Annotated in this window: 22 protein-coding genes and 1 riboswitch; of the genes, 12 read left to right on the top strand and 10 right to left on the bottom strand. The window is 72.9% G+C overall.

The features are described from left to right. Positions 1-124 precede the first annotated feature (124 nt). The 3 genes from ACGFRB_RS07475 (at position 125) to ACGFRB_RS07485 (ending at position 2472) form a co-directional block, all read left to right on the top strand. Positions 125-775, top strand: a complete 651-nt coding sequence (locus ACGFRB_RS07475) for a response regulator transcription factor (RefSeq protein WP_363011633.1) — start codon at positions 125-127, stop codon at positions 773-775. Positions 776-912: 137 nt separating this feature from the next. Further along, positions 913-1935, top strand: coding sequence for a 2-hydroxyacid dehydrogenase (locus tag ACGFRB_RS07480; RefSeq protein ID WP_393240220.1), 1023 nt, complete (start codon positions 913-915; stop codon positions 1933-1935). A 33-nt stretch (positions 1936-1968) separates the two neighbouring features. Further along, positions 1969-2472, top strand: a complete 504-nt coding sequence (locus tag ACGFRB_RS07485; RefSeq protein ID WP_393240223.1) for a nuclear transport factor 2 family protein — start codon at positions 1969-1971, stop codon at positions 2470-2472. 81 nt (positions 2473-2553) lie between these two features. On the opposite strand, the gene ACGFRB_RS07490 is transcribed toward ACGFRB_RS07485, so the two are convergent. Both ACGFRB_RS07490 and ACGFRB_RS07495 read right to left on the bottom strand, forming a co-directional pair. After that, positions 2554-4530: an anthranilate synthase family protein gene (locus tag ACGFRB_RS07490; RefSeq protein ID WP_393240226.1), complete on the bottom strand. Its 1977-nt coding sequence runs from the start codon at positions 4528-4530 to the stop codon at positions 2554-2556. Positions 4531-4659: 129 nt separating this feature from the next. Beyond that, complete coding sequence (locus tag ACGFRB_RS07495; protein ID WP_359875241.1) at positions 4660-4716, bottom strand: trp operon leader peptide; 57 nt, start codon at positions 4714-4716, stop codon at positions 4660-4662. 100 nt (positions 4717-4816) lie between these two features. Here ACGFRB_RS07495 and ACGFRB_RS07500 point away from each other — a divergent pair, with 100 nt between their 5' ends. Both ACGFRB_RS07500 and ACGFRB_RS07505 read left to right on the top strand, forming a co-directional pair. After that, the gene (locus ACGFRB_RS07500) at positions 4817-6172 is read left to right on the top strand and encodes a class II 3-deoxy-7-phosphoheptulonate synthase (RefSeq protein WP_361228250.1); all 1356 of its coding nucleotides are present in this window, start codon (positions 4817-4819) and stop codon (positions 6170-6172) included. A gap of 179 nt (positions 6173-6351) precedes the next feature. Next, entirely contained in the window at positions 6352-6705 is a 354-nt protein-coding gene (locus ACGFRB_RS07505; RefSeq protein ID WP_393240230.1) for a bacterioferritin-associated ferredoxin, read from the top strand. Positions 6706-6720: 15 nt separating this feature from the next. Here ACGFRB_RS07505 and bfr read toward each other — a convergent pair whose 3' ends face one another. Further along, positions 6721-7197 (bottom strand): bacterioferritin, encoded by a 477-nt coding sequence (gene bfr, locus ACGFRB_RS07510; protein ID WP_363011551.1) that lies wholly within the window; start codon positions 7195-7197, stop codon positions 6721-6723. 189 nt (positions 7198-7386) lie between these two features. Here bfr and ACGFRB_RS07515 point away from each other — a divergent pair, with 189 nt between their 5' ends. Continuing rightward, positions 7387-8046 (top strand): sulfite oxidase-like oxidoreductase, encoded by a 660-nt coding sequence (locus tag ACGFRB_RS07515; protein ID WP_393240233.1) that lies wholly within the window; start codon positions 7387-7389, stop codon positions 8044-8046. A gap of 27 nt (positions 8047-8073) precedes the next feature. On the opposite strand, the gene ACGFRB_RS07520 is transcribed toward ACGFRB_RS07515, so the two are convergent. From ACGFRB_RS07520 to thiO, 6 genes are all read right to left on the bottom strand, one after another. Next, the gene (locus tag ACGFRB_RS07520; protein WP_393240236.1) at positions 8074-8676 is read right to left on the bottom strand and encodes a DUF4396 domain-containing protein; all 603 of its coding nucleotides are present in this window, start codon (positions 8674-8676) and stop codon (positions 8074-8076) included. 118 nt (positions 8677-8794) lie between these two features. After that, entirely contained in the window at positions 8795-9646 is an 852-nt protein-coding gene (locus tag ACGFRB_RS07525; RefSeq protein WP_393240239.1) for a deoxyribonuclease IV, read from the bottom strand. A gap of 6 nt (positions 9647-9652) precedes the next feature. Beyond that, positions 9653-11590 carry a Stk1 family PASTA domain-containing Ser/Thr kinase gene (gene pknB, locus ACGFRB_RS07530; protein WP_393240242.1) on the bottom strand — a complete coding sequence of 646 codons (1938 nt, stop codon included), beginning with the start codon at positions 11588-11590 and terminating at the stop codon, positions 9653-9655. A gap of 265 nt (positions 11591-11855) precedes the next feature. Next, positions 11856-12650 carry a thiazole synthase gene (locus ACGFRB_RS07535; RefSeq protein ID WP_393240245.1) on the bottom strand — a complete coding sequence of 265 codons (795 nt, stop codon included), beginning with the start codon at positions 12648-12650 and terminating at the stop codon, positions 11856-11858. Positions 12651-12655: 5 nt separating this feature from the next. Continuing rightward, positions 12656-12856 carry a sulfur carrier protein ThiS gene (thiS, locus tag ACGFRB_RS07540; protein WP_393240596.1) on the bottom strand — a complete coding sequence of 67 codons (201 nt, stop codon included), beginning with the start codon at positions 12854-12856 and terminating at the stop codon, positions 12656-12658. Positions 12857-12972: 116 nt separating this feature from the next. Beyond that, complete coding sequence (gene thiO, locus ACGFRB_RS07545; RefSeq protein WP_393240248.1) at positions 12973-14157, bottom strand: glycine oxidase ThiO; 1185 nt, start codon at positions 14155-14157, stop codon at positions 12973-12975. Further along, positions 14155-14267, bottom strand: a riboswitch (TPP riboswitch). (Overlaps the previous gene by 3 nt.) 102 nt (positions 14268-14369) lie before the next feature. Between thiO and ACGFRB_RS07550 the strand changes: the two genes are divergently transcribed. The 6 genes from ACGFRB_RS07550 (at position 14370) to ACGFRB_RS07575 (ending at position 19633) form a co-directional block, all read left to right on the top strand. Beyond that, positions 14370-15695 carry an NAD(P)/FAD-dependent oxidoreductase gene (locus tag ACGFRB_RS07550; RefSeq protein WP_393240250.1) on the top strand — a complete coding sequence of 442 codons (1326 nt, stop codon included), beginning with the start codon at positions 14370-14372 and terminating at the stop codon, positions 15693-15695. 43 nt (positions 15696-15738) lie between these two features. Next, positions 15739-16104, top strand: coding sequence for an Rv2175c family DNA-binding protein (locus ACGFRB_RS07555; RefSeq protein ID WP_363011540.1), 366 nt, complete (start codon positions 15739-15741; stop codon positions 16102-16104). Positions 16105-16258: 154 nt separating this feature from the next. Beyond that, positions 16259-17029 (top strand): thiamine phosphate synthase, encoded by a 771-nt coding sequence (gene thiE, locus ACGFRB_RS07560; RefSeq protein WP_393240254.1) that lies wholly within the window; start codon positions 16259-16261, stop codon positions 17027-17029. Between the two features lie 171 nt (positions 17030-17200). Then, complete coding sequence (gene metF / locus ACGFRB_RS07565) at positions 17201-18118, top strand: methylenetetrahydrofolate reductase [NAD(P)H] (protein WP_393240256.1); 918 nt, start codon at positions 17201-17203, stop codon at positions 18116-18118. Positions 18119-18169: 51 nt separating this feature from the next. After that, the gene (locus ACGFRB_RS07570) at positions 18170-19066 is read left to right on the top strand and encodes a hypothetical protein (RefSeq protein ID WP_393240259.1); all 897 of its coding nucleotides are present in this window, start codon (positions 18170-18172) and stop codon (positions 19064-19066) included. A 33-nt stretch (positions 19067-19099) separates the two neighbouring features. Further along, positions 19100-19633, top strand: coding sequence for a hypothetical protein (locus tag ACGFRB_RS07575; protein ID WP_393240262.1), 534 nt, complete (start codon positions 19100-19102; stop codon positions 19631-19633). A gap of 59 nt (positions 19634-19692) precedes the next feature. Here ACGFRB_RS07575 and ACGFRB_RS07580 read toward each other — a convergent pair whose 3' ends face one another. After that, on the bottom strand, positions 19693-20385 hold the full coding sequence (locus ACGFRB_RS07580) for a type 1 glutamine amidotransferase domain-containing protein (RefSeq protein WP_393240265.1): 693 nt from the start codon (positions 20383-20385) through the stop codon (positions 19693-19695). Positions 20386-20461: the final 76 nt, after the last annotated feature.

A 20461-nucleotide genomic window follows, 5' to 3' on the forward strand; every position in this document is an offset into this window, starting at 1 on the left:
CGGTGCACAGCCCGGACCGGCGGGGCGGTACGGCGGCCGGCCCGGACCCGCGGGGCCGAGTGGTGCGCCGGCCGGGCAGCCCGGACCGGCCGTACAGGACCGGTCCGAGCGGCCGATCCGGGTCATGGTCGTCGACGACCACCCGATGTGGCGGGACGCCGTCGCCCGCGACCTCGGCGAGGCGGGCCTGGACGTGGTCGCCACCGCCGGCGACGGCGAGCAGGCCGTCCGCCGGGCCGCCGCCGCTGCCCCCGATGTCCTCGTCCTCGATCTGAACCTGCCGCTCAAGCCGGGCGTCCGGGTCTGCAAGGAACTGGTCGCCGCCGACCCGCGCCTGCGCGTCCTGGTCCTGTCGGCCAGCGGCGAGCACGCCGACGTCCTGGAGGCCGTGAAGTCCGGCGCCACCGGCTATCTGCTGAAGTCGGCCAGTACGGAGGAACTGCTCGACGCGGTCCGCCGTACCGCCGTGGGCGACCCCGTCTTCACTCCCGGCCTGGCCGGTCTGGTCCTCGGCGAGTACCGGCGGCTCGCCGCCACGCCCGCCCGGACCTCCGGATCCGCCGCCACGCCGGCCGCGCCCCGGCTCACCGACCGGGAGACCGAGGTCCTGCGCCTGGTAGCCAAGGGCCTGAGCTACAAACAGATCGCCGAACGGCTCGTGATCTCGCACCGCACGGTGCAGAACCACGTCCAGAACACCCTCGGCAAGCTCCAGCTGCACAACCGCGTGGAACTCGTCCGGTACGCCATCGAGCGCGGCCTCGACGAGGCCTGAGGGCGCGCCGGAGCGGCTCCGCGCTCCCCGGGCCAGGAGCTGTCCGGGCCCGTATATTCGCCGTGGGGGATCCGTGGACGCCCCCGGGTCCCCGTGAAAGAGCGGCGGCGGAACCCGGCGGAGCAACCGGAGGGCCTGTGGAGATCCTGGCGTTCGGCGTCCAGGCGGACGAGAAGCCGCTCATCGAGCGGGCCTTCGCGGGCCATCACGAGGTCCGCTGTCTGGATGTCTTCCTCAGCGCGGACACCGCGCCCATCGCCGCCGGGTACGAGGTCGTCTCGACCAGCGTCAACGCCAGTCTCGACCACCGGGTGCTGCAGACCCTCGCGGCCGGCGGCACCCAGATGGTCGCCCAGCGCTCCACCGGCTTCAACAACATCGACCTGGAGGTGGCCGAGCGCCTGGGACTCACCGTCGCCCGGGTCTCGGCGTACTCCCCGTACTCCGTCGCCGAGTTCGCCTGGACCCTGGCCATGGCGGTCAACCGGCGGATCGTCCGGGCCTCCATCCGCACCCGCGACTTCGACTTCCGGCTCGACGGACTGATGGGCCGCGATCTGCACGGCCGCACCGCCGGGGTCGTCGGCACGGGCAAGATCGGCGAGGCGTTCACCCGGATCGCCCATGGCTTCGGTATGCGGCTGCTCGGCTGGGATCTGGCCGAGAACCCCGCCTGCCGACAGCTCGGCATGACGTACGTGGACAAGGAACGGCTGTTCGCCGAGGCCGATCTGATCAGCCTGCACGTCCCGCTGCTCCCCGACACCCACCACCTCGTCGACGCCAGGGCCCTGCGGTCGATGAAGGACGACGCCATCCTGGTGAACTCCAGCCGAGGCGGTCTCGTCGACACCGAGGCCCTGGTCGGCGAGCTGCGCGCGGGCCGCTTCACCGGGGTCGGGCTCGATGTCTACGAGGCCGAGGCCGGGCTCTTCTTCCTCGACAAGTCCCTCGCGGGCGTCGCGGACGACACCCTCGCCCGGCTGATGACCTTCCCGAACGTCCTGGTCACCTCGCACCAGGCGTACTACACCGCCGAGGCGGTCGGCCAGATCATCGACACCACGGTGAGGAACGTCCTCGACTACCTGGCCGGCCGTCGCGGCGAGAACGTCCTGGTCCCGCGCCTCGCTCCCACGCGGCCGACCGCCGAGGCTTGACCTCAAGCTCGCTTGAGGTCACAGACTCCCCTCATGACCACTCCACGGGATCACACCGAGATCACCCTGCTCGTCGACCGGTTCTTCCGGGCCCTGGACGAACGGACGTTCACGGCGGGCTGGGGCCGCGCCTTCTTCACCGACGACATCGTCGAGGAGACCCCCTTCGGGATCTTCCGGGGGCCCGAGGCCGTCCGCGCGATGGAGGAGGCGGTCGAACGCTTCGACCGCACGCAGCACATGGCGTCCGGAATCCTCACCGACCAGGCCTCCGACGCGGACCCGGACCCGGGGCCGGGGCCGGACGCCGGGACGGAGCGGGCCACCGCCTCCTGGGACGCCCTGATGACCCATGTCCACCACGCCGCCACGCTCCGGGAGCGTGGCAGCGGGGCCGATCCCCTCCTGGTCGTGGGCGGCCGTTTCGAGACAGAGCTCCGGCGCACCCCCGAAGGGTGGCGTTTCACCCGGATGGCGGTCCGGCCCGTCTGGACGACGGGACAGCCGCCCCCGGGAATCGACCCCGAGATGCCGTGACGGTATGACGGCGTCATGACGAGGCGCCGCACGGCCGGTCCGCCGTACAGGCCGGTCATCCGCGCGTCCCGTCCGCCGGGCTCAGACCAGGACGCCCGCCAGCAGTGAGGCGGTGATCGCCGCGCCCTCCCGGGTCAGCACCGACTCCGGGTGGAACTGCACCCCCGCGAACCCGGGCCCGCGCAGCGCGTGCACCTCCCCGCTCGCCGGGTCCCGGCTGACCTCGATCCGGTGCAGCGCCAGCTCCGTCGCCGCCGCCTCGTCGCAGCGCGCGGTGAAGCTGTTGTAGAAGCCGACCGTCCGTTCCTGCCCGAACAGATCGATCCGGGTCTGCGCCCCCTGGAACGGGACCCGCTTGCGTACGATCTCCAGGCCCAGCTCCGCCGCGATCAGCTCGTGCCCGAGGCACACGCCCAACAGCCCGTACCGGTGCCCGCGCAGCAGCTCCGCCGCGAGGCCGCGCAGGAAGCGCATCTTCGGGTCGGCCGCGTCCGACGGGTCGCCGGGCCCCGGGCCGAGCACCACCGGACCCTCGTGCGCGAGCGCGAGTTCCCGCAGCCCCGGCTCGTCGTAGCGCAGGACGGACACGTCCAGGCCGGCGGAGCGCAGCAGATGCGCCAGCATCGCGGTGAAGGTGTCCTCCGCGTCGATCACGAGGGCGTGCCCGGACAGTTCGGCCGACCGGGCCTGCATCCGCAGCCAGAACGGCGCCAGGTCCGCCCGGCGCGCGTCGAGCGCGGCCCGCACCCGGGGATCGTCGGCGAGCCGGGGCCGCTCCCCGGCCTCTCCCGGAGTCCCGGCCACTCCCGGGGCGCCGGCGCCCGCCGGCCGGCCCTCCCGTACCCCGAGGGCCGTGAGCACGGCCGCCGCCTTGGCGTGGGTCTCGGCGACCTCGCCCGCCGGGTCGGAGTGCCGGACGAGCGTCGCGCCGACCGCGACCCGCAGCGTGCCGTCCGCCGCGATGTCGGCCGTACGGATGAGGATCGGCGAGTCCAGCGTCTGCGCCCCGGACGCGTCGGTGCCCAGCAGTGCCAGCGCCCCCGCGTAGTAGCCGCGGCCGTCCGCCTCGTACCGCTCGATCACCCGGCAGGCGTTCTGCACCGGCGAGCCGGTCACCGTCGCCGCGAACATCGTCTCGCGCAGCACCTCGCGCACGTCGAGTGTGGACCGGCCGCGCAGCTCGTACTCCGTATGGGCGAGGTGCGCCATCTCCTTCAGCCGGGGCCCGATCACCACCCCGCCCTGGTCGCCGACCGTGCACATCATCTTCAGCTCCTCGTCGACCACCATCGACAGCTCCTCCGTCTCCTTGCGGTCGGCGAGGAAGTCCAGGAGCCCGTCGGGCGTCGGCGCGGCGCCCGCCGGATAGCGGTAGGTGCCGCTGATCGGGTTCATCACCACCGTCCCGCCCGACATCCGTACATGCGCCTCGGGGCTCGCGCCGACCAGGGTGCGTTCGCCGGTGTGCACGACGAAGGTCCAGTACGCGCCCCGCTCGCCCACGAGCAGCCGCCGGAACAGGGCCAGCGCGTCGGCCCGGCCGAAGCCCGGGACTCGGCCGGTGAAGGTGCGCCGGATGACGAAGTTGGCGCCCTCGCCCCGTCCGATCTCCTCGTCGATCACCCGCCGCACGATCCGGGCATATGCCTGATCGTCGATGTCGAACCCGCCGTCCTCGACCCGTACGGGGTGCTCCGGCAGCGCGGCGACGACCTCGTCGAGCGGCAGCTCGTACGCCTCCTCGGCGACCAGGACCGACAGTGGGGTGCCGTCGTCGCGGACATCGAAGCCGCGCTCGCGGATCTGCCGGAACGGGACGAGCGCCAGCGCGGGCCGGGGCCCCACCGGCAGCTCGGCCAGCCGGGCGGCCTCGCGCACCGGCCCGATCAGCACCTCGACGATGTCGTGGTGCTGATCGGGAGCGCGCCGCCGCAGCAGCGCGAACGGCGGGCAGTCGGCGCCCCGGAGACGGTCGAGGAGGCCGGAGGGGTCGGGGAGGCCGGAGGTACCGGCGGGATCGGGGAGCGCCGGGGAGGGGTGCGGACGGGAGTGATCCATGGCGGGTGTTCCTTCCTTCGGTGGACCCTGCGGGTCCTTCGGAAGAGGAACGGCCCCCCGGGCGCGGCGCCCGGATACGAGAAAGGCCGCCCCTCGGGCGGCCTTCGCGTGGACTGTGGAAACGCGCAGTCAGTGGGCCGCCGGATGAGCGGTCCACCACCAGTTCTGGACTGTTTGCGCGAACATGGCGCCGATCGTAGCGCACCAAACGGTCACAAGGTGTCACGTTCATCTCATCCTTCGGTCACCGTCGTGGACGAACGCCGCGTACCCGTACTGTTGAGACGTGACCGTGAACGCTGATTTCCACGCCGTCGCCACCCCGGCGACCTGGCGAGACCTGCCCGCGGCGCAGCAGCCCGAGTACCCCGATGCCGAGGCGCTGCGCGATGTCGTCGCGGAGCTCCAGAGCTATCCGCCCCTCGTCTTCGCCGGCGAGTGCGACCAGCTGCGCGCCCGGATGGGAGCCGTCGCCCGTGGCGAGGCGTTCCTGCTCCAGGGCGGCGACTGCGCCGAAGCCTTCGACGGGGTGTCCGCCGAGCAGATCCGGGCGAAGCTGAAGACCCTGCTCCAGATGAGCGCCGTCCTCACCTACGCGGCCTCCGTGCCCGTCGTGAAGGTCGGCCGGATCGCCGGGCAGTACTCCAAGCCCCGCTCCAAGCCCACCGAGACCCGCGACGGGGTGACGCTCCCGACCTACCGGGGCGACTCCGTCAACGGCTTCGACTTCACCGAGGGCGCCCGGATTCCGGACCCCGAGCGGCTGAAGCGGATGTACCACGCGTCCGCCTCCACGCTGAACCTGGTCCGCGCCTTCACCACCGGTGGCTACGCCGACCTGCGCCAGGTGCACGCCTGGAACCAGGACTTCGTGAAGTCGTCCCCGTCGGGCCAGCGCTACGAGCAGCTGGCGCGCGAGATCGACAACGCGCTGAACTTCATGAAGGCCTGTGGCACCGACCCGGCCGAGTTCCGCGCGGTGGAGTTCTACGCCTCCCACGAGGCGCTGCTCCTCGACTACGAGGGCGCGCTGACGCGTACCGACTCGCGCACCGGGCAGCTGTACGACACCTCCGGCCACATGGTCTGGATCGGTGAGCGCACCCGGCAGCTCGACCACGCGCACATCGAGTTCGCCTCGAAGATCCAGAACCCGATCGGCATCAAGCTCGGCCCGACGACGACGGCCGAGGACGCGCTGACGTACGTGGACCGGCTGGACCCGGACCGCGAGCCCGGCCGGCTGACCTTCATCGTCCGCATGGGCGCCGACAAGGTCCGCGACAAGCTGCCCGAGCTGGTCGAGAAGGTCACCGCCGCCGGCGCGACCGTCGCCTGGGTGACCGACCCGATGCACGGCAACACCTTCGAGGCGGCCTCCGGCCACAAGACCCGCCGCTTCGACGACGTGCTCGACGAGGTCAAGGGCTTCTTCGAGGTCCACAAGGCGCTGGGCACCCACCCGGGCGGCATCCACGTCGAGCTGACCGGTGACGACGTCACCGAGTGCGTGGGCGGCGGCGACGAGATCTTCGTCGACGATCTGCACCAGCGCTACGAGACGGCGTGCGACCCGCGGCTCAACCGCAGCCAGTCGCTGGACCTGGCGTTCCTGGTGGCGGAGATGTACCGCGACCAGTGACCGGTGACTCACCAGTGCGTGACCGGTGAGTGACTCGCTGAGCGGGTGAAGTGTGGCAGTGGGGCACGGATCGTTGTGATCCGTGCCCCACTGTCGTATCCGGGGCTTCTGTCCTCCTGGGGTGCCAGGTAAGGTGAGGTTTACCTTATCGATCTCGGCCCCGGTGGGAGGTGGACCGCGTGTACGTGTGCTCGTGCTTCGGCGTCACCGAGGAGCAGGTGAAGCAACACGCGGAAGCCGGCGCCTGTACGCCCCGCCGGATCGCCTCGGCCACCAAGGCGGGCACGGACTGTGGCTCGTGCGTCCGCCGGATCCAGGGTCTGCTCGGCCGGGGCGCCTGCCCGCGGCGCGAGCTTCTCGACAGCGGCCATCCGGCGCTCGCGGCCGAGGTGCCGGAGGACCTCCGGGCCGCCGGGACCCCCGAGATGCCGGAGGCCCCGGACGTGACGGAGTCGACAGGGATCCCGGGGATTCCCGTCCAGGTGCCGGCCCGGATGCCGGTCCGCCTCGCGGCCGTACCCGACGCGGCCTAGAACGCCCTCGTTCGATCAGCTCGGCTGCTCGATGAGTGTCGAGATGTAGAGCGCCTCACCCAGGGACTCGATCAGCTCCAGCTGGGTGTCGAGGTAGTCGATGTGGTGCTCCTCGTCCGCCAGGATGTCCTCGAAGAGGTTGGCCGAGGTGATGTCGCCCTTGGTCCGCATGACCTCGATCCCGCGCTTCAGCCGGTCGATCGCCTCCACCTCGACCTGGCGGTCCGCCTCGAACATCTCCCGGATCGTCTGTCCCACCCGGACGTGGAAGAGCCGCTGGTAGTTGGGCAGGCCGTCGAGCATCAGGATGCGCTCGGTCAGCTTGTCCGCGTGCTTCATCTCGTCCATGGACTCCTCGCGCGTGTACTTCGCGAGTTTCGTCCAGCCGTTGTTGTCCTGGATGCGGTAGTGCAGCCAGTACTGGTTGATCGCGGTCAGTTCGCCGGTCAGCTGCTCATTGAGGAATTCAAGGACCTCGGGGTCGCCCTGCATCGCTACGGGATCCCTTCCACGCATGTCGGTGCCGCCCTCGGGCGGGGTGGCCGCATCCTCGCAAGCGGGCAGGGGTGACGTCCAGTAAGTTCACGCTTACTAGGAGTTGTCCGGATCGTCGTGATGTTCCAGGGATGTCGGTGCATGGCTGGTCATGACCACCCCTCGCGGTCTGTCACCATAGGTGACATGGGTCAGCCGGAGGAGGGCGGAGCGCGCCGGGAAACAGCGGCGGCGGCAGCGATGCCGGAGCTTCCGCCGGAGCTCCCGCCGGGGCAGCGGCTACAGCGCGGCTGGCCGGTGACCCACTACGGTCCCGTGCCCCGCTTCAAGCCGGACCGCTGGGATTTCCGGGTCTTCGGGGCGACCGCCGACGGCGACAAGCACTGCTGGAACCACGAGGAATTCTCCGCGCTGCCCTTCGCCACCGTCGTGGCGGATCTGCACTGCGTGACCAAATTCAGCATGCTCGGGTCCGAATGGGGCGGGGTGCCCGCCCGGACGATCCTGGAACTGGCGCCGCCCGCGCCGCAGGTCACCCACGTGATGGTCTGGGCCGAGTACGGCTACAGCGCCAATATGCGGCTCGCCGACTTCGCCTCCGAACGCACCATCTTCGCCACCCACAAGGACGGCGAGCTGCTCACCGCCGAGCACGGCTTCCCGCTGCGTCTCGTGGTGCCGCACCTGTACGCCTGGAAGGGCCCGAAATGGGTGCGGGGCGTCGAGTACATGGCCGCCGACCGGCGGGGCTTCTGGGAGGAGCGCGGTTACCACAACCTCGGTGACCCGTGGCGGGAGCAGCGCTACTCGTACCAGGAGGAGCCGGGCGACGGCCCCGAGTTCTGACGGGGCCGTCCGGCCGTTCGGGTCCGGTCAGTGGAACTGGTGGACGACCGCGTGACCCTTGCCGCGGCCGATCATCCACTTGTTGACCGGTGTGGTGATGACGAAGGCGAGCGCCAGTGAGGCCGCCAGCGAGATCCAGAACAGCGCGTCGGACAGGGTCGCGTCCATGGCTCCCGGCCACAGGACGATGAAGCCGTTGTCGATGATCTCCATGACGGCGATGGAGACGGTGTCGGCGGCGAGCGCGATCGGCAGGGCGCTCTTGAAGTCGAGGCCGGCCTTCAGGATGCCGCGCAGGGTGAGCGCGTAGCCGAAGGCGAAGGCCAGGATGATCGCGAGGATCATCGTCGGCAGGTTGCCCCAGCCGAACGCGGTGCCGATGACCATGCCGAGTATCTCGCCGATGGCGCAGCCGGTGAGGCAGTGCAGGGTGGCCTGGGCGGCCATGGCCCAGGAGGCGGGCCCGTGCCCGGCGTGCCCGGCGTGCCCGGTGTGGCCGGCGTGGGCCGCATGGCCCCCGTGGTCGGTGGGTCCATGGGGGGACGTGTGCCCCTGGTGCCCCGCGTGCCCCTCGTGTCCCTGGTGCTCGTCGTGTTCGTGCTCGTGGTGGGCGTGCTGCTCGTGCTGCATGGGAGCCCCCAAAACGCGGATATCGGTCCTGTCTGCCTCGGGAACCGTATACCCCCCCTGGGTATTCCTCAAGGGTGGGGAATACCTGCCCCGGCTCGCCCGGGCCAGGGCAGGGAGCTCAGCCGCGCAGCTTCTTCAGCAGCTCCACGTCGGCCTTGTGCCCCTCCGTGCCGCCCGGCGTCTCGATGATCAGCGGCACGCCGTCGGTGGCCGGGTGCCGCAGCAGCTCCCCGAACGCCTCCTGGCCGATGTGCCCCGCGCCGATGTTCGCGTGCCGGTCCTTGTGCGCGCCGACGACGTCCTTCGAGTCGTTGGCGTGGATCAGCTTCAGCCGGCCCTCGCCGATGACCGACACCAGCTCGTCCAGCGTGCGCGCGGCACCGTCCGGGCCGGTCAGATCATGGCCGGCGGCGAAGATATGACAGGTGTCCAGGCATATGCCCAGCTTCGGGTGCCGGTCGAGCGCGTCGAAATACGGCCCGAAGTCCTCGGCCCGTGAACACAGCGAGGAGCCCTGCCCGGCCGTCGATTCGAGCAGCAGGAACGGGTCGTCGTCGTGCGTCAGCTCGTCCAGCAGCGGCAGCATCCGCTCCCGTACCTGCGCCAGCGCCTGTGCGCGAGGCCGTCCGCCGGTCGCGGAGCCGGTGTGCACCACCACGCCCCTCGCGCCGATCTCCCGGCCGCGGCGCAGCGAGTGCCGCATCGACTCCACCGACTTCTCCACGGTGGCCTCGGTGTGCGAGCCGAAGTTGATCAGATACGGGGCGTGCACCCACGCCGACAGGCCCTCGGCCGCGCAGCCGGCCCGGAACAGCTCGTCCTGGGCCGGATTGCCGGCCGGGGTGGCCCAGCCGCGCGGATTGGCGACGAAGACCTGCACGGTCTCCGCGCCGAGTTCGCGCGCGTAGCCGAGACCGGTGGTGGCGAGGCCGCCGGCCACGGGGACATGACCGCCGACGGGATTGCGCATGAGAGTTCAGAGTCCCTTGATCGTGAGGGTGACGGCGGAGCCCTCCGGGGCGTTCTGCCCGCCGGGCACGGACTGGGCGGAGACCTCGTCGCCGAGGAACGGGAAGGTCTTGGAGATCTTCACCGTGAAGCCGGCGCTCTCCAGCGCGTCCTTCGCCTCGTCCACGGTACGGCCCACGACGTCCGGAACGGGAATCATCCTCGGACCCTTGGAGACGGTCAGCGTGATGGTGTCGCCCTTGGCGGCCCGGCTGCCCACGGCCAGCGACTGCGCGGCGACCGCGCCGGCGTCCACCGGGGACTCGACCCGCTCCGGCGCGACCGCCACCTTCAGACCGGCCTTCTGGAGGGTGGCCGTGGCCTGTGACACCGGCTGCCCGGTGACGTCCGGGACCGGGACGGGCACGCCCTTGCTGACCTGGAGCGCGATCGCCGAGTCGGGGGCGCGCTCGGTGCCGGGCTCCGGGTCGGAGCCGATCACCGCGCCCTGGGCGACGGACCGGCTGAAGGCGTAGCCGACGACACCGGGCGCGAGCCCCTCGTCGGCCAGCCGCTTCTTCGCCTCGGCGAGCGGGACACCCTTGAGGTTCGGGACCTTCACCACCTTGGGACCGCGGGACAGGGTGAGCGTCACCCGGCCGTTGCCGCGGATCCGCTCGCCGGGAGCCGGGTCCACGGCCATGACGGTGCCGCGTTCGTACACGTCGCTGAACGCGCGCTCGGTCGCGCCGACCTCCAGGCCCGTGCCGGCCAGACGCCGGGTGGCCTCGGCCTCGCTCTGGCCGAGGACGGCGGGGACATGGGTGAACTGGCCCGCGTTGATGTACCAGACACCGGTCCCGATGCCGAGGGCGAGCAGGACGGCGGTGACGATCAGGAGCGGCCCGCGGGTGATCCGGCGGCGGAAACCGGCCGCCGACGCCGAAGACGCCGCCGACGCCGGGGCGGCAGGGTCGGGTGCGGGGGTGGGCAGCACGCTGGTGTGCTCCACGGGCATCGGCCGGAGCCGGGGGAGCACACTGGTCCGTGCCTCCGACTCGGCGTCCCCGTTGCCCGCCGCCGGCTCCTTGGCCTGCGGCGGTACGGCGTCCAGCTGCGCGTCGTCGAGCCGGGCCCGCGCCTCGCGGACCAGGGCGAGCAGGGCCACCGCGTCGCCGGGCCGCGCCTCGCGGTCGCGGGCCGTCGCCGTGGCCACCAGCGCGTCCAGCTCGGGGGCGAGCCCCGGGACGGCGGCGGACGGCGCGGGCATGTCGGTGCGCAGGTGCTGGTAGAGGATCTGGGCCGGGGTGTCGCCGGTGTACGGCTTGGCGCCGGTCAGCATCTCGTACAGGACGACCCCGCACGCGTACACGTCGGCCCGGGTGTCGGCGCTGCCGTCCTCGATCTGCTCCGGCGCGAGGTAGGAGACGGTGCCGAGGACCGAGCCGGTGGTGTCGGTGACCGAGCCCACGGCCCGCACCAGGCCGAAGTCGGCGACCTTCACCCGGCCGTCGTCGCCGATCAGGACGTTCTCCGGCTTCATGTCCCGGTGCACGAACCCGGCCCGGTGCGCGGCGCCCAGCGCGGCGAGCACCGGCTCCAGGACGTCGAGGGCCGCGCGCGGCCGCAGCGCGCCGCGCTCGCGCAGCACGTCCCGCAGGGTGCAGCCGGCTACGTACTCCATGGCCAGATAGACGTACGCGCCGTCCGCGCCCTGGTCGAAGACCCCGACGACATTCGGGTGCGCGAGACGGGCGACGGACTTCGCCTCCCGCATGAACCGCTCCACGAACGCGGCGTCCGTGGCGAGGTCCGGGTGCATCACCTTGAGCGCGAGCTCGCGGTCGAGCCGGGTGTCCACGGCCCGGTAGACCGTGGCCATACCGCCGACGGCGATGCGCGCGTCGACGCGGTAGCGGCCGTCGAGCAGCCGCCCGACGAGGGGGTCCTGAAGGGTCGTGTCCACCCGTCGAGTCTACGAGGGCCCGGGCCGGGCCCCGCCCGTCCGGCCGGGCTCTGCAGCGCTCTTGTGACGTGCTGGATCGGCGTGCCGGATTCCCGGCCCGGGAGACGGCCCGGAAGGGTGCGGAAGGGCGTACGTACGGTGCGCGGGCCCGGCCGTACGGGGTACGGGCAGCGGTGTACGCCGTACGAGTCCCGGACACGTACGGCGTACAGGAAGGGACGTACGGCGTACGAGTCCGGGTCCCGGCCCCTACCCGGGAGAGGGCTCAGAACGCCGGGCGTTCCGGGTCCAGCCGGGCCAGGCCCTCCCGGGGCGAGGACGCCTCCGCGAAGTGCCGGCGCGGGATCCGCCCCGCCCGGTACGCGAGCCGTCCCGCCTCGACCGCGTGCCGCATCGCCCCGGCCATGAGCACCGGGTCCTGGGCCCGGGTCACCGCCGAGGCCAGCATCACCGCCGCGCACCCCAGCTCCATCGCGAGGGCCGCGTCCGAGGCCGTGCCCGCCCCCGCGTCGAGGATCACCGGTACGCCCGCCGCCGCTGTGATCAGCTCGAAGTTGTGCGGGTTGCGGATGCCGAGCCCGGAGCCGATCGGCGAGCCGAGCGGCATGACCGCCACGCAGCCCGCGTCCTCCAGCTTCCGCGCGAGCACCGGGTCGTCATTGGTGTACGGCAGCACCGTGAAGCCGTCGTCCACCAGCGTCTCCGCCGCGTCGAGCAGCTCCACCGGGTCCGGCAGCAGGGTCCGCTCGTCGGCGATGACCTCCAGCTTGATCCAGTTCGTGCCGAGGGCCTCCCGGGCCAGCCGCGCCGTCAGCACCGCCTCGCCCGCCGTGAAGCAGCCGGCGGTGTTCGGCAGGACCTGGATGCCCCGCCGTTCGAGGACGGAGAGGACGGAGCCGCGCACCGTCGGGTCGAGGCGGCGCATGGCGACCGTGGTCAGTTCCGTACCGCTCGCGACCAGGGAGCGGTCGAGCACGTCGAGGCTGGGCGCCCCGCCGGTGCCCATGATCAGGCGCGAGGAGAACTCCCTGCCGCCGAGCGGGAACACGTCGTCGGACATCGCGCTCAGCCTCCCTGGACCGCGGTGAGGATCTCGACCCGGTCGCCCTCGCCGAGCCGGGTCGCCGCCCACTCGCCGCGCGGGACGACGGTCTCGTTGACGGCGGCGGCCACGCCGGAGGGGGCCGGGGTGAACTCGGCGACCAGCTCCGCGAGGGCCGTCGGCCCGGTCAGCGTCCGGGCCCGGCCGTTGACCGTCACGGCCACGGGCGCGGGCGGGGTCGTGGCCGCGGACCCGGTCGCGGTCACCGGGGCGTCGGCAGCCGTGCCGATGCCGATGCCGGTACCGCTGTCCGTACCGCTGTCGGTGTCGGTGTCGGTGTTCATGCGTACTCCAGGGAGGTGGGCGCGAAACGGCGGGCGGTGAACGGGCGCGCTTCCTCGGGCAGCGAGCCGCTGGTCAGCGCCTCGGCCAGGGCGTCGCCGGTGACGGGGGCGAGCAGCACCCCGTTGCGGTGGTGCCCGGTCGCCAGATGCAGTCCGGCGAGCGCGCTCGGGCCGAGCAGCGGCGCGTTGTCGGGGGAGCCGGGCCGCAGCCCGGCGCGGGTCTCGGTGAGCGGCAGCTCGGTGATGCCGGGCACCAGTTCATGGGCGTCGCGCAGCAGCTCGTACACCCCGCCGGCGGTCACCGTGGTGTCGAAGCCCTGCTCCTCGGTGGTGGCGCCGACGACCAGCTCGCCGTTCTCGCGCGGCACGAGATAGACCTGGCCGCCGCGGACCATCGCGCGCACGGTCCGGGACAGGAACGGCGCGTACGCGGGCGGTACCCGCAGCCGCACCACCTGCCCCTTCACCGGCCGGACCGGGGGCACCGCGTGCGCCGGCACGCCGTCGAGCCGGCCGCTCAGCGAGCCCCCGGCGAGCACCACCTGCCCGGCCGCCGGCGCGGTGCCGTCGGCGAGGACCGCGCCCGCGGCCCGGTCCCGTACCACCGTGAGCCGCTCGGCCCGCGCCCGGTGGAACACCACCCCGGCCCGCTCGCACGCCACCAGCAGCGCGTCCGTGAGCCGCCGCGGATCGACCTGGTGGTCCCCGTCCACTCGCAGCCCGCCGCGCACCCCCGGGGCCAGCATCGGTTCGAGCCGCCGGCATTCGCGGCCGCTCAGCCACTGCGAGACGAGCCCGCAGCGGTTGTGGAGCGCGTGCAGTTCGCGCAAGTGCGCCCGGTCGTCGGCGTCGAGCGCGACGGCGAGGGTGCCGCAGGCGCGGTAGCCGACGTCCAGACCGCCGGTGGCGTCGGCGAGTTCGGCGACGAACTCGGGATAGCGGCGCGCCGAGGCGAGGTTGAGGCCGAGCAGGGTCTCCTCGCCGTAGTGGAGTTCGGTGACGGCGGCGAGCATGCCGGCCGCCACCCGGGCGGCCCCGCCGCCCGGTTCGGGATCGGCCACGGCGGTGCGCAGCCCGCGCTGCGCGGCCCGCCAGGCCGTGACCAGGCCGATGATTCCGCCCCCGATGACGAGGACGTCGACCGCGGCGTCGACCGCGGCCGTGCCGGAAGTACGCGACATGGGCGTCCAGCCCCTCCCTTCGCCGGCATGACCCGGATCAGGTTCGTACGGTCGGAGGCCGGTCAGCCTCCCTCTCAGCCCGGTGCGTCCGGGCTCCCGCGAGTGCTCTACGTCCGCCACACTAGCCCTCGTCCGGGGCGCGCCACAGGGCGCCTCCGGCCACCCGGCGAACTGACGGTGTGTCAGGTGGGTCCGGTGCGTAGGGTGGCCGGGTGAGCGAGCAGAAGCAGGTACCCCACCACGTCGTGATCGCCGGTGCCGGAATGGCGGGCGTCCAGACCGCCGTCGCCCTGCGCGAACAGGGTTTCACCGGCCCCGTCACCCTCATCGGCGCCGAGCCGCACCAGCCCTACGACCGGCCCCCGCTGTCCAAGGCCGTGCTCCTCGGCAAGGCCGAGGGCTCCGCCTTCGACATCGACTTCGACTCCCTCGGCGTCGAACTCCGCCTCGGCGTCGAGGTCACCGGACTGCGCCCGGCCGACCACGAGATCGACACCGAGGCCGGCCCCGTCCCGTACGGCACCCTCGTCGTCGCCACCGGCGCCCACCCGCTCACCCTGCCCGGCGGCGAGGGCGTCCCCGGCGTCCACCTGCTGCGCACCCTCGACGACGCGGGCCGCCTCGGCGCCGTCCTCAAGGACCGGCGCGACGTCGTCGTGGTCGGGGCCGGCTGGATCGGCGCCGAGTTCGCCACCGCCGCGCGCGAGGCCGGCTGCGCCGTCACCGTCGTCGAGGCCGCCGACCGGCCGCTGGCCGGCGCTCTGCCCGCCGAGGTCACCGTGCCCATGGCCCGCTGGTACGCCGAGAGCGGCGCCGAACTCCGGCTCAACGCGCGCGTGGAGCACATCGAGCCGGGCCGGGTCGTCCTCGCCGAGGGCGCCGGGCGATCCGGCGAGCGCACCGCCCTGCCTGCCGACGCCGTCGTCGTCGGCATCGGGGCCCGCCCCGCCACCGGCTGGCTGGCCGGCTCCGGCGCCGCCCTCGACCCGGACGGCGCGATCACGGCCGACGACCGGCTGCGCACCTCGCTGCCCGACGTGTACGCGGTCGGCGACTGCGCGTCCTTCCCGTCCGCCCGCTACGGCACCCGGCTGCTCGTCCACCACTGGGACAACGCCCTCCAGGGCCCCCGTACCGTCGCCGCCGACATCGTCGCCGAGACCGCGCGCACGGCCGCCGCGAGCGTGGGCGCGGGGGAGGAGGCCGATTCGGAGGCGGGTGCGGATGCGGGGGCCGGGGCCGGGGTGCCGTCGCCCGCGCCGTACGACCCGGTGCCCTACTTCTGGTCCGAGCAGTTCGGCCGCTTCGTCCAGTACGCCGGCCATCACGCCGAGACCGACACCCTGCTGTGGCGCGGCGACCCGGCCGATCCGGCCTGGAGCGTGCTGTGGCTGCGCGACGGCGCCGTCCGGGCGCTGCTGGCCGTCGGCCGCCCGCGCGACCTCGCCCAGGGCCGCCGGCTGATCGAGAGCGGCGCCGAGGTCGACCCGGCGAAGGCCGCCGACCCGGCCGTCCCCCTGAAGGCGGCACTCCGGTAGGGCCCGACTACCGGCTGTCGGTCCGAGATGGCACGCTTGTCCTGTGACCGAGATTGACGCAAGAACCGATGCTCTCGTCCCCTCCTGGCTCTACCTCCCCGACATCGCGGAACTCCTCGACGTCCAGGTGACGCGAGTCCGGCAGCTGGTCAACGAGGGCCAGCTCATCGCCGTACGCCGCGGGGAGAACAACGCGCTCCAGGTGCCCGCCGCCTTCATCCAGGACGGCAAGGTGGTCAAGGGGCTCGTCGGCCTTCTGACCCTCCTCAGGGACGACGGCTTCTCCGACGAAGAGATGCTGGAGTGGCTGTTCACTCCGGACGAGAGCCTGCCCGGCACCCCCGCGCAGGCCCTCGCCGAGAATCGCGGCACGGAGGTGAAGCGCCGCGCCCAGGCGCTCGCCGTCTGACCCGAGAAGCCCGCACATCCGCACCCGTACGTCCGGGTGTCCGTACGCCCGTACGCGTCCAGCCGGACGTGTGCGGGCGTACGGCGCGCGGACGCCGGGCCGGCCCCGCTCCGGCCGGCCGGTCCGGCGCCATCCGAGGGGGAGAAGCTTTTCCATGGAGTCCGCACCGTCCATGCCGTCCGCGCTGACCACGCCGTCCGCACCGTCAACGACGGCCGCACTTTCTGCCCGGCCCGTGCCGTCGCCCCGCACCTCGCCCCGCGACCGGCTCGCCGCCGCCCGGCTCTACCTGTGCACCGACGCCCGCAAGCGCCAGGGCGACCTGCCGGACTTCCTCGACGCCGTGCTCTCCTCCGGCGTGGACGTCGTCCAGCTCCGCGACAAGGGCATGGAAGCCGGTGAGGAACTGGACCATCTGGCCGTCCTCGCCGACGCCTGCCGCCGCCACGGCGCGCTCCTCGCCGTCAACGACCGGGCCGACGTCGCCCATGCCGTCCGCTCCGACGTGCTCCACCTCGGCCAGGGCGACCTGCCGGTGCCCGCCGCCCGCGCGATCCTCGGCGACGAGGTGCTGATCGGCCGCTCCTGCCACGCCGAGTCGGAGGTGGCCGCGGCCGCCGCCGAACCGGGCGTCGACTACTTCTGCACCGGGCCCTGCTGGCCCACCCCCACCAAGCCCGGACGGTACGCGCCGGGCCTCGGCCTCGTCCGGTACGCGGCCTCCCTGGCCCAGGACCGGCCCTGGTTCGCCATCGGCGGCATCGACGAGACCAACCTGGACCAGGTGATGGACGCGGGCGCCCGCCGGATCGTGGTCGTCCGCGCGCTCACCGAGGCCACCGACCCCGCCGCCGCGGCGGCCGCCCTCGCCCGCCGGATCCGCGAACGCGACCCGGCGCGTGAGACCGCCGCGCCTGTCGCCTGAGTCGCGTAAGGCGTTCACGTAAGGCGTTCGGTCAAGGCGTTCGCGCGGGCCCGGGGAGGGCTCTTCGGGGGTGTCCACGGGCGCCGGGACGGTGTCCGCAGCGGCATCCGCCGGTTGTCCATTAAGCGGACATGCCCCCGCCGCACCCCGGGCCCCGTCTAACCTGCCGGTATGGCCCTTGGTACCGCTTCCGTCCGTCCGGACCGTGCGCGCACGGTCCGCGACATCCTCGCCTCCGGTGGCACCTCGTACTCCTTCGAGTTCTTCGCGCCGCGCAGCGAGAAGAGCGAGCAGAGCCTCTGGAACGCCATGCGCCGCATCGAGGCGGTCGCGCCGAGCTTCGTCTCGGTGACGTACGGTGCCGGCGGCTCCACCCGCGGCGGCACCGTCAAGGCCACCCAGAAGATCGCCGCCGACACCACGCTCACCCCGGTCGCCCATCTGACCGCGGTCGACCACTCCGTCGCCGAACTGCGCAACGTCCTCGGCCAGTACGCCGACGTCGGCATCCGCAACATGCTCGCCGTCCGCGGCGACCCGCCGGGCGACCCGCTCGGCGACTGGATCGCCCATCCCGAGGGCGTCCACTACGCGGCCGACCTGGTCCGGCTGATCAAGGAGTCCGGCGACTTCTGCGTGGGCGTCGCCGCCTTCCCCGAGATGCACCCGCGCTCCACCGACTGGGACACCGACATCCGCCACTTCGTGGAGAAGTGCCGGGCGGGCGCCGACTACGCCATCACCCAGATGTTCTTCGACCCGGAGGCGTATCTGCGGCTGCGCGACAGCGTGGCGAAGGCCGGCTGCGACACGCCGATCATCCCCGAGGTCATGCCCGTGATCAGCGTGAAGACCCTGGAACGGCTGCCCTTGCTGAGCAACGCGGCCTTCCCGGCGGACGTCAAGGACCGCATCCACGCGGTGAAGGACGATCCCGCCGCTGTACGCTCCTTGGGGATCGAGTTCGCGACCGAGTTCTGCGCGCGGCTGCTCTCCGAGGGTGTCCCCGGACTGCACTTCATCACGCTCAACAACTCTGTGGCGACGCTCGAGATCTACGAGAATCTCGGACTGCACCAGCAGTCCTGACCGGCCCTACCCGCCCTTACCCGCGGCGGAGGCCGAAGGAGAGGGGCGGGCATGGGGTGGACGGTCCTCTACATCGCGTTCGGAGTGGTGGCGCTCTGGCTGCTGGGTGAAGTGCTGCTGCAGTACAAGGCGCGACTGCGCTGGCGTCTGCTCGCCTTCGGCGGCTTCCTCGGCGTGGTCCTCGGCGTGCTGCTGCCGTCGGTGCTGGTGATCGTCATCGGCGCCCTCGCCTTCGCCACCGGCCAGATCCTCGTCACCCTCTCCTTCCGGCGCGGCTTCTCCACCGGCTGGGCCATCGGCGGCCGCCCGGGCGCCAGCCGCCGCCGCAGGGCGGGCGGCGGCAAGAGCCGGGAGAGCGCGACCCTGGAGGTCAGCGACCTCACGTACGAGGACGCCGCCCACGAGACCGGTGCCGACCCCGCCGCCCCGGCGGACCCCGACGCCGCCGCGCCCACCGCGGTGTACGCGGCGGAGCCGATGCCCGAGGACACCGGTAACTACGGGGTCTACGACGGCTCCTACGGTCACCCGGCCGCCCCGGCCGCCCCGGCCGACGACCGGACGGCGGCCTACGCCGACCCGTACGCCCCCGGAGCCGGATACGGGCAGCACCAGCCGGCCTACGACTACGGCACCGGCGACCAGCAGAGCTATGCCGCCTACTCCGACCCGTACATCGGCGGCGGCCGGCCCCAAGACCCCTACCAGCAGCCCTACGCCGATCCGTACGCCTCCTCGTACGGCGGCTACGACACCCCGCCCGGCGGCGTCTGGGTCCCGCAGCAGCGCGACCCGGGGCAGCAGCCCGCGTACCCGCCCTACCCGCCGGAGCAGCAGGACCCCCAGGAGCCGCACGAGCCGCAGGGGCACTACGGCCAGGGCGGTCACGGCGGCCACGGCGGCCACGGCGGCCAGGGTGGCAACGGCGGTGACCAGCACTACCGTTGAGCCCCCTGGCACCCGGTCGGCCGGGTGCGCGTCATGGCGGATATCCCCATGCGGATGTCGTCCGTCCGTGAGAACGTCTCACGGATGAACGGTCAGGAAGAAGCCGGGGTCCGCGCGTACGTGCTCACGGACGGCGCGAGCCCCGCGGACGTCGTACGGGTCCACCGCGAAGCGCTGCGGGTCCTGCGCCCGGGCATCGACGTGGCCCACATCGACGTCTACAGCGACGCCCCGTGGCCGCCCGAGGTCCTGCCCTCCTGCGAGCGTGCCCTGTCGCTGGCCCGCGAGGGCGTCGCGCGCGGCAGCCGTTCCCGGCGTGCCGACCCCGGGATGGGGATCGACCTCGACCCCCGGGACGACGGGCAGTTCGCCGTCCTGACGGACCTGGCCCCCTACACCATCCACGCCGAGGCGTGGGGCGGCGGCCGGCCGGTCTTCAGCGCCGACGACTCCGGGACGGCCCTGTGGATCGAGGCCACACGGGAACAGGAAGCGGCGCTCGAGGCCCGGTTGAGCCTGCTGGGGATCGGCTGGGACGTGCTCGCTGTCCATGCCTCCCGGCGCTGAGCCGCCCGCTGCCTCCCTGGCCGGGCGACCGGGCCCTCTCCGGCCCGCCGCCTGCCCGGCTACGCCAGGACCTTGAGCAGTTCCTTGGCGAGGACGCCGGACGACGCCGGGTTCTGACCCGTGTGGAGATTGCGGTCGACCACCGTGTACGGCTTCCACATCTCGCCGCGCTCGAACCGCACGCCCAGTTCCTTCAGTTGGTCCTCCAGCAGCCACGGGGCCTGGGCGGCCAGCCCGACGGCGTCCTCCTCGTCGTTGGTGAAGCCGGTGACCCGGTAGCCGGCGAAGGGCGAGACCCCGCGCACCCGGGTGGCCAGCATCGCGGCGGGGGCGTGGCAGACCACGGCGAGCGGCTTGCCCGAGGCGAGCGCCTCGGTCAGCAGCCGGCCCGCGTCGGCGTCCTGCCACAGGTCCTCCATCGGACCGTGGCCGCCGGGGAAGTAGACGGCGTCGTAGTCCTCCAGCCGGGCCTCGGACAGCCGGATGGGCCGCCGGAGTTCCTCCGCGCGGCGGATGACGCGCTCCAGCGCCAGGGCGCCGTCGGCGCCGCCCGCCATGTCGGGGCGCAGGCTCATCATGTCGACGGTGGGGACCACCCCGCCGGGGGAGGCCACCACGACCTGGTGGCCGGCGTCCGTGATCGTCTCGTACGGCGCCGCGAACTCCTCGGCCCAGTAGCCGGTGGCGTGCCGGGTGCCGTCCTTGAGGGTCCAGTAGGGGGATGCGGTCAGTACGAAGAGCAGCTTGGCCATCGTCGGTCACTCCAGCGTCCGGGGTCACGGCCCGCGTCCGTGCCGCGGGGCCGCCGCTTCCCCCGCCACGATCGCG

It is taken from the genome of Streptomyces sp. NPDC048718 (genome assembly GCF_043198875.1).
Classification (GTDB): domain Bacteria; phylum Actinomycetota; class Actinomycetes; order Streptomycetales; family Streptomycetaceae; genus Streptomyces.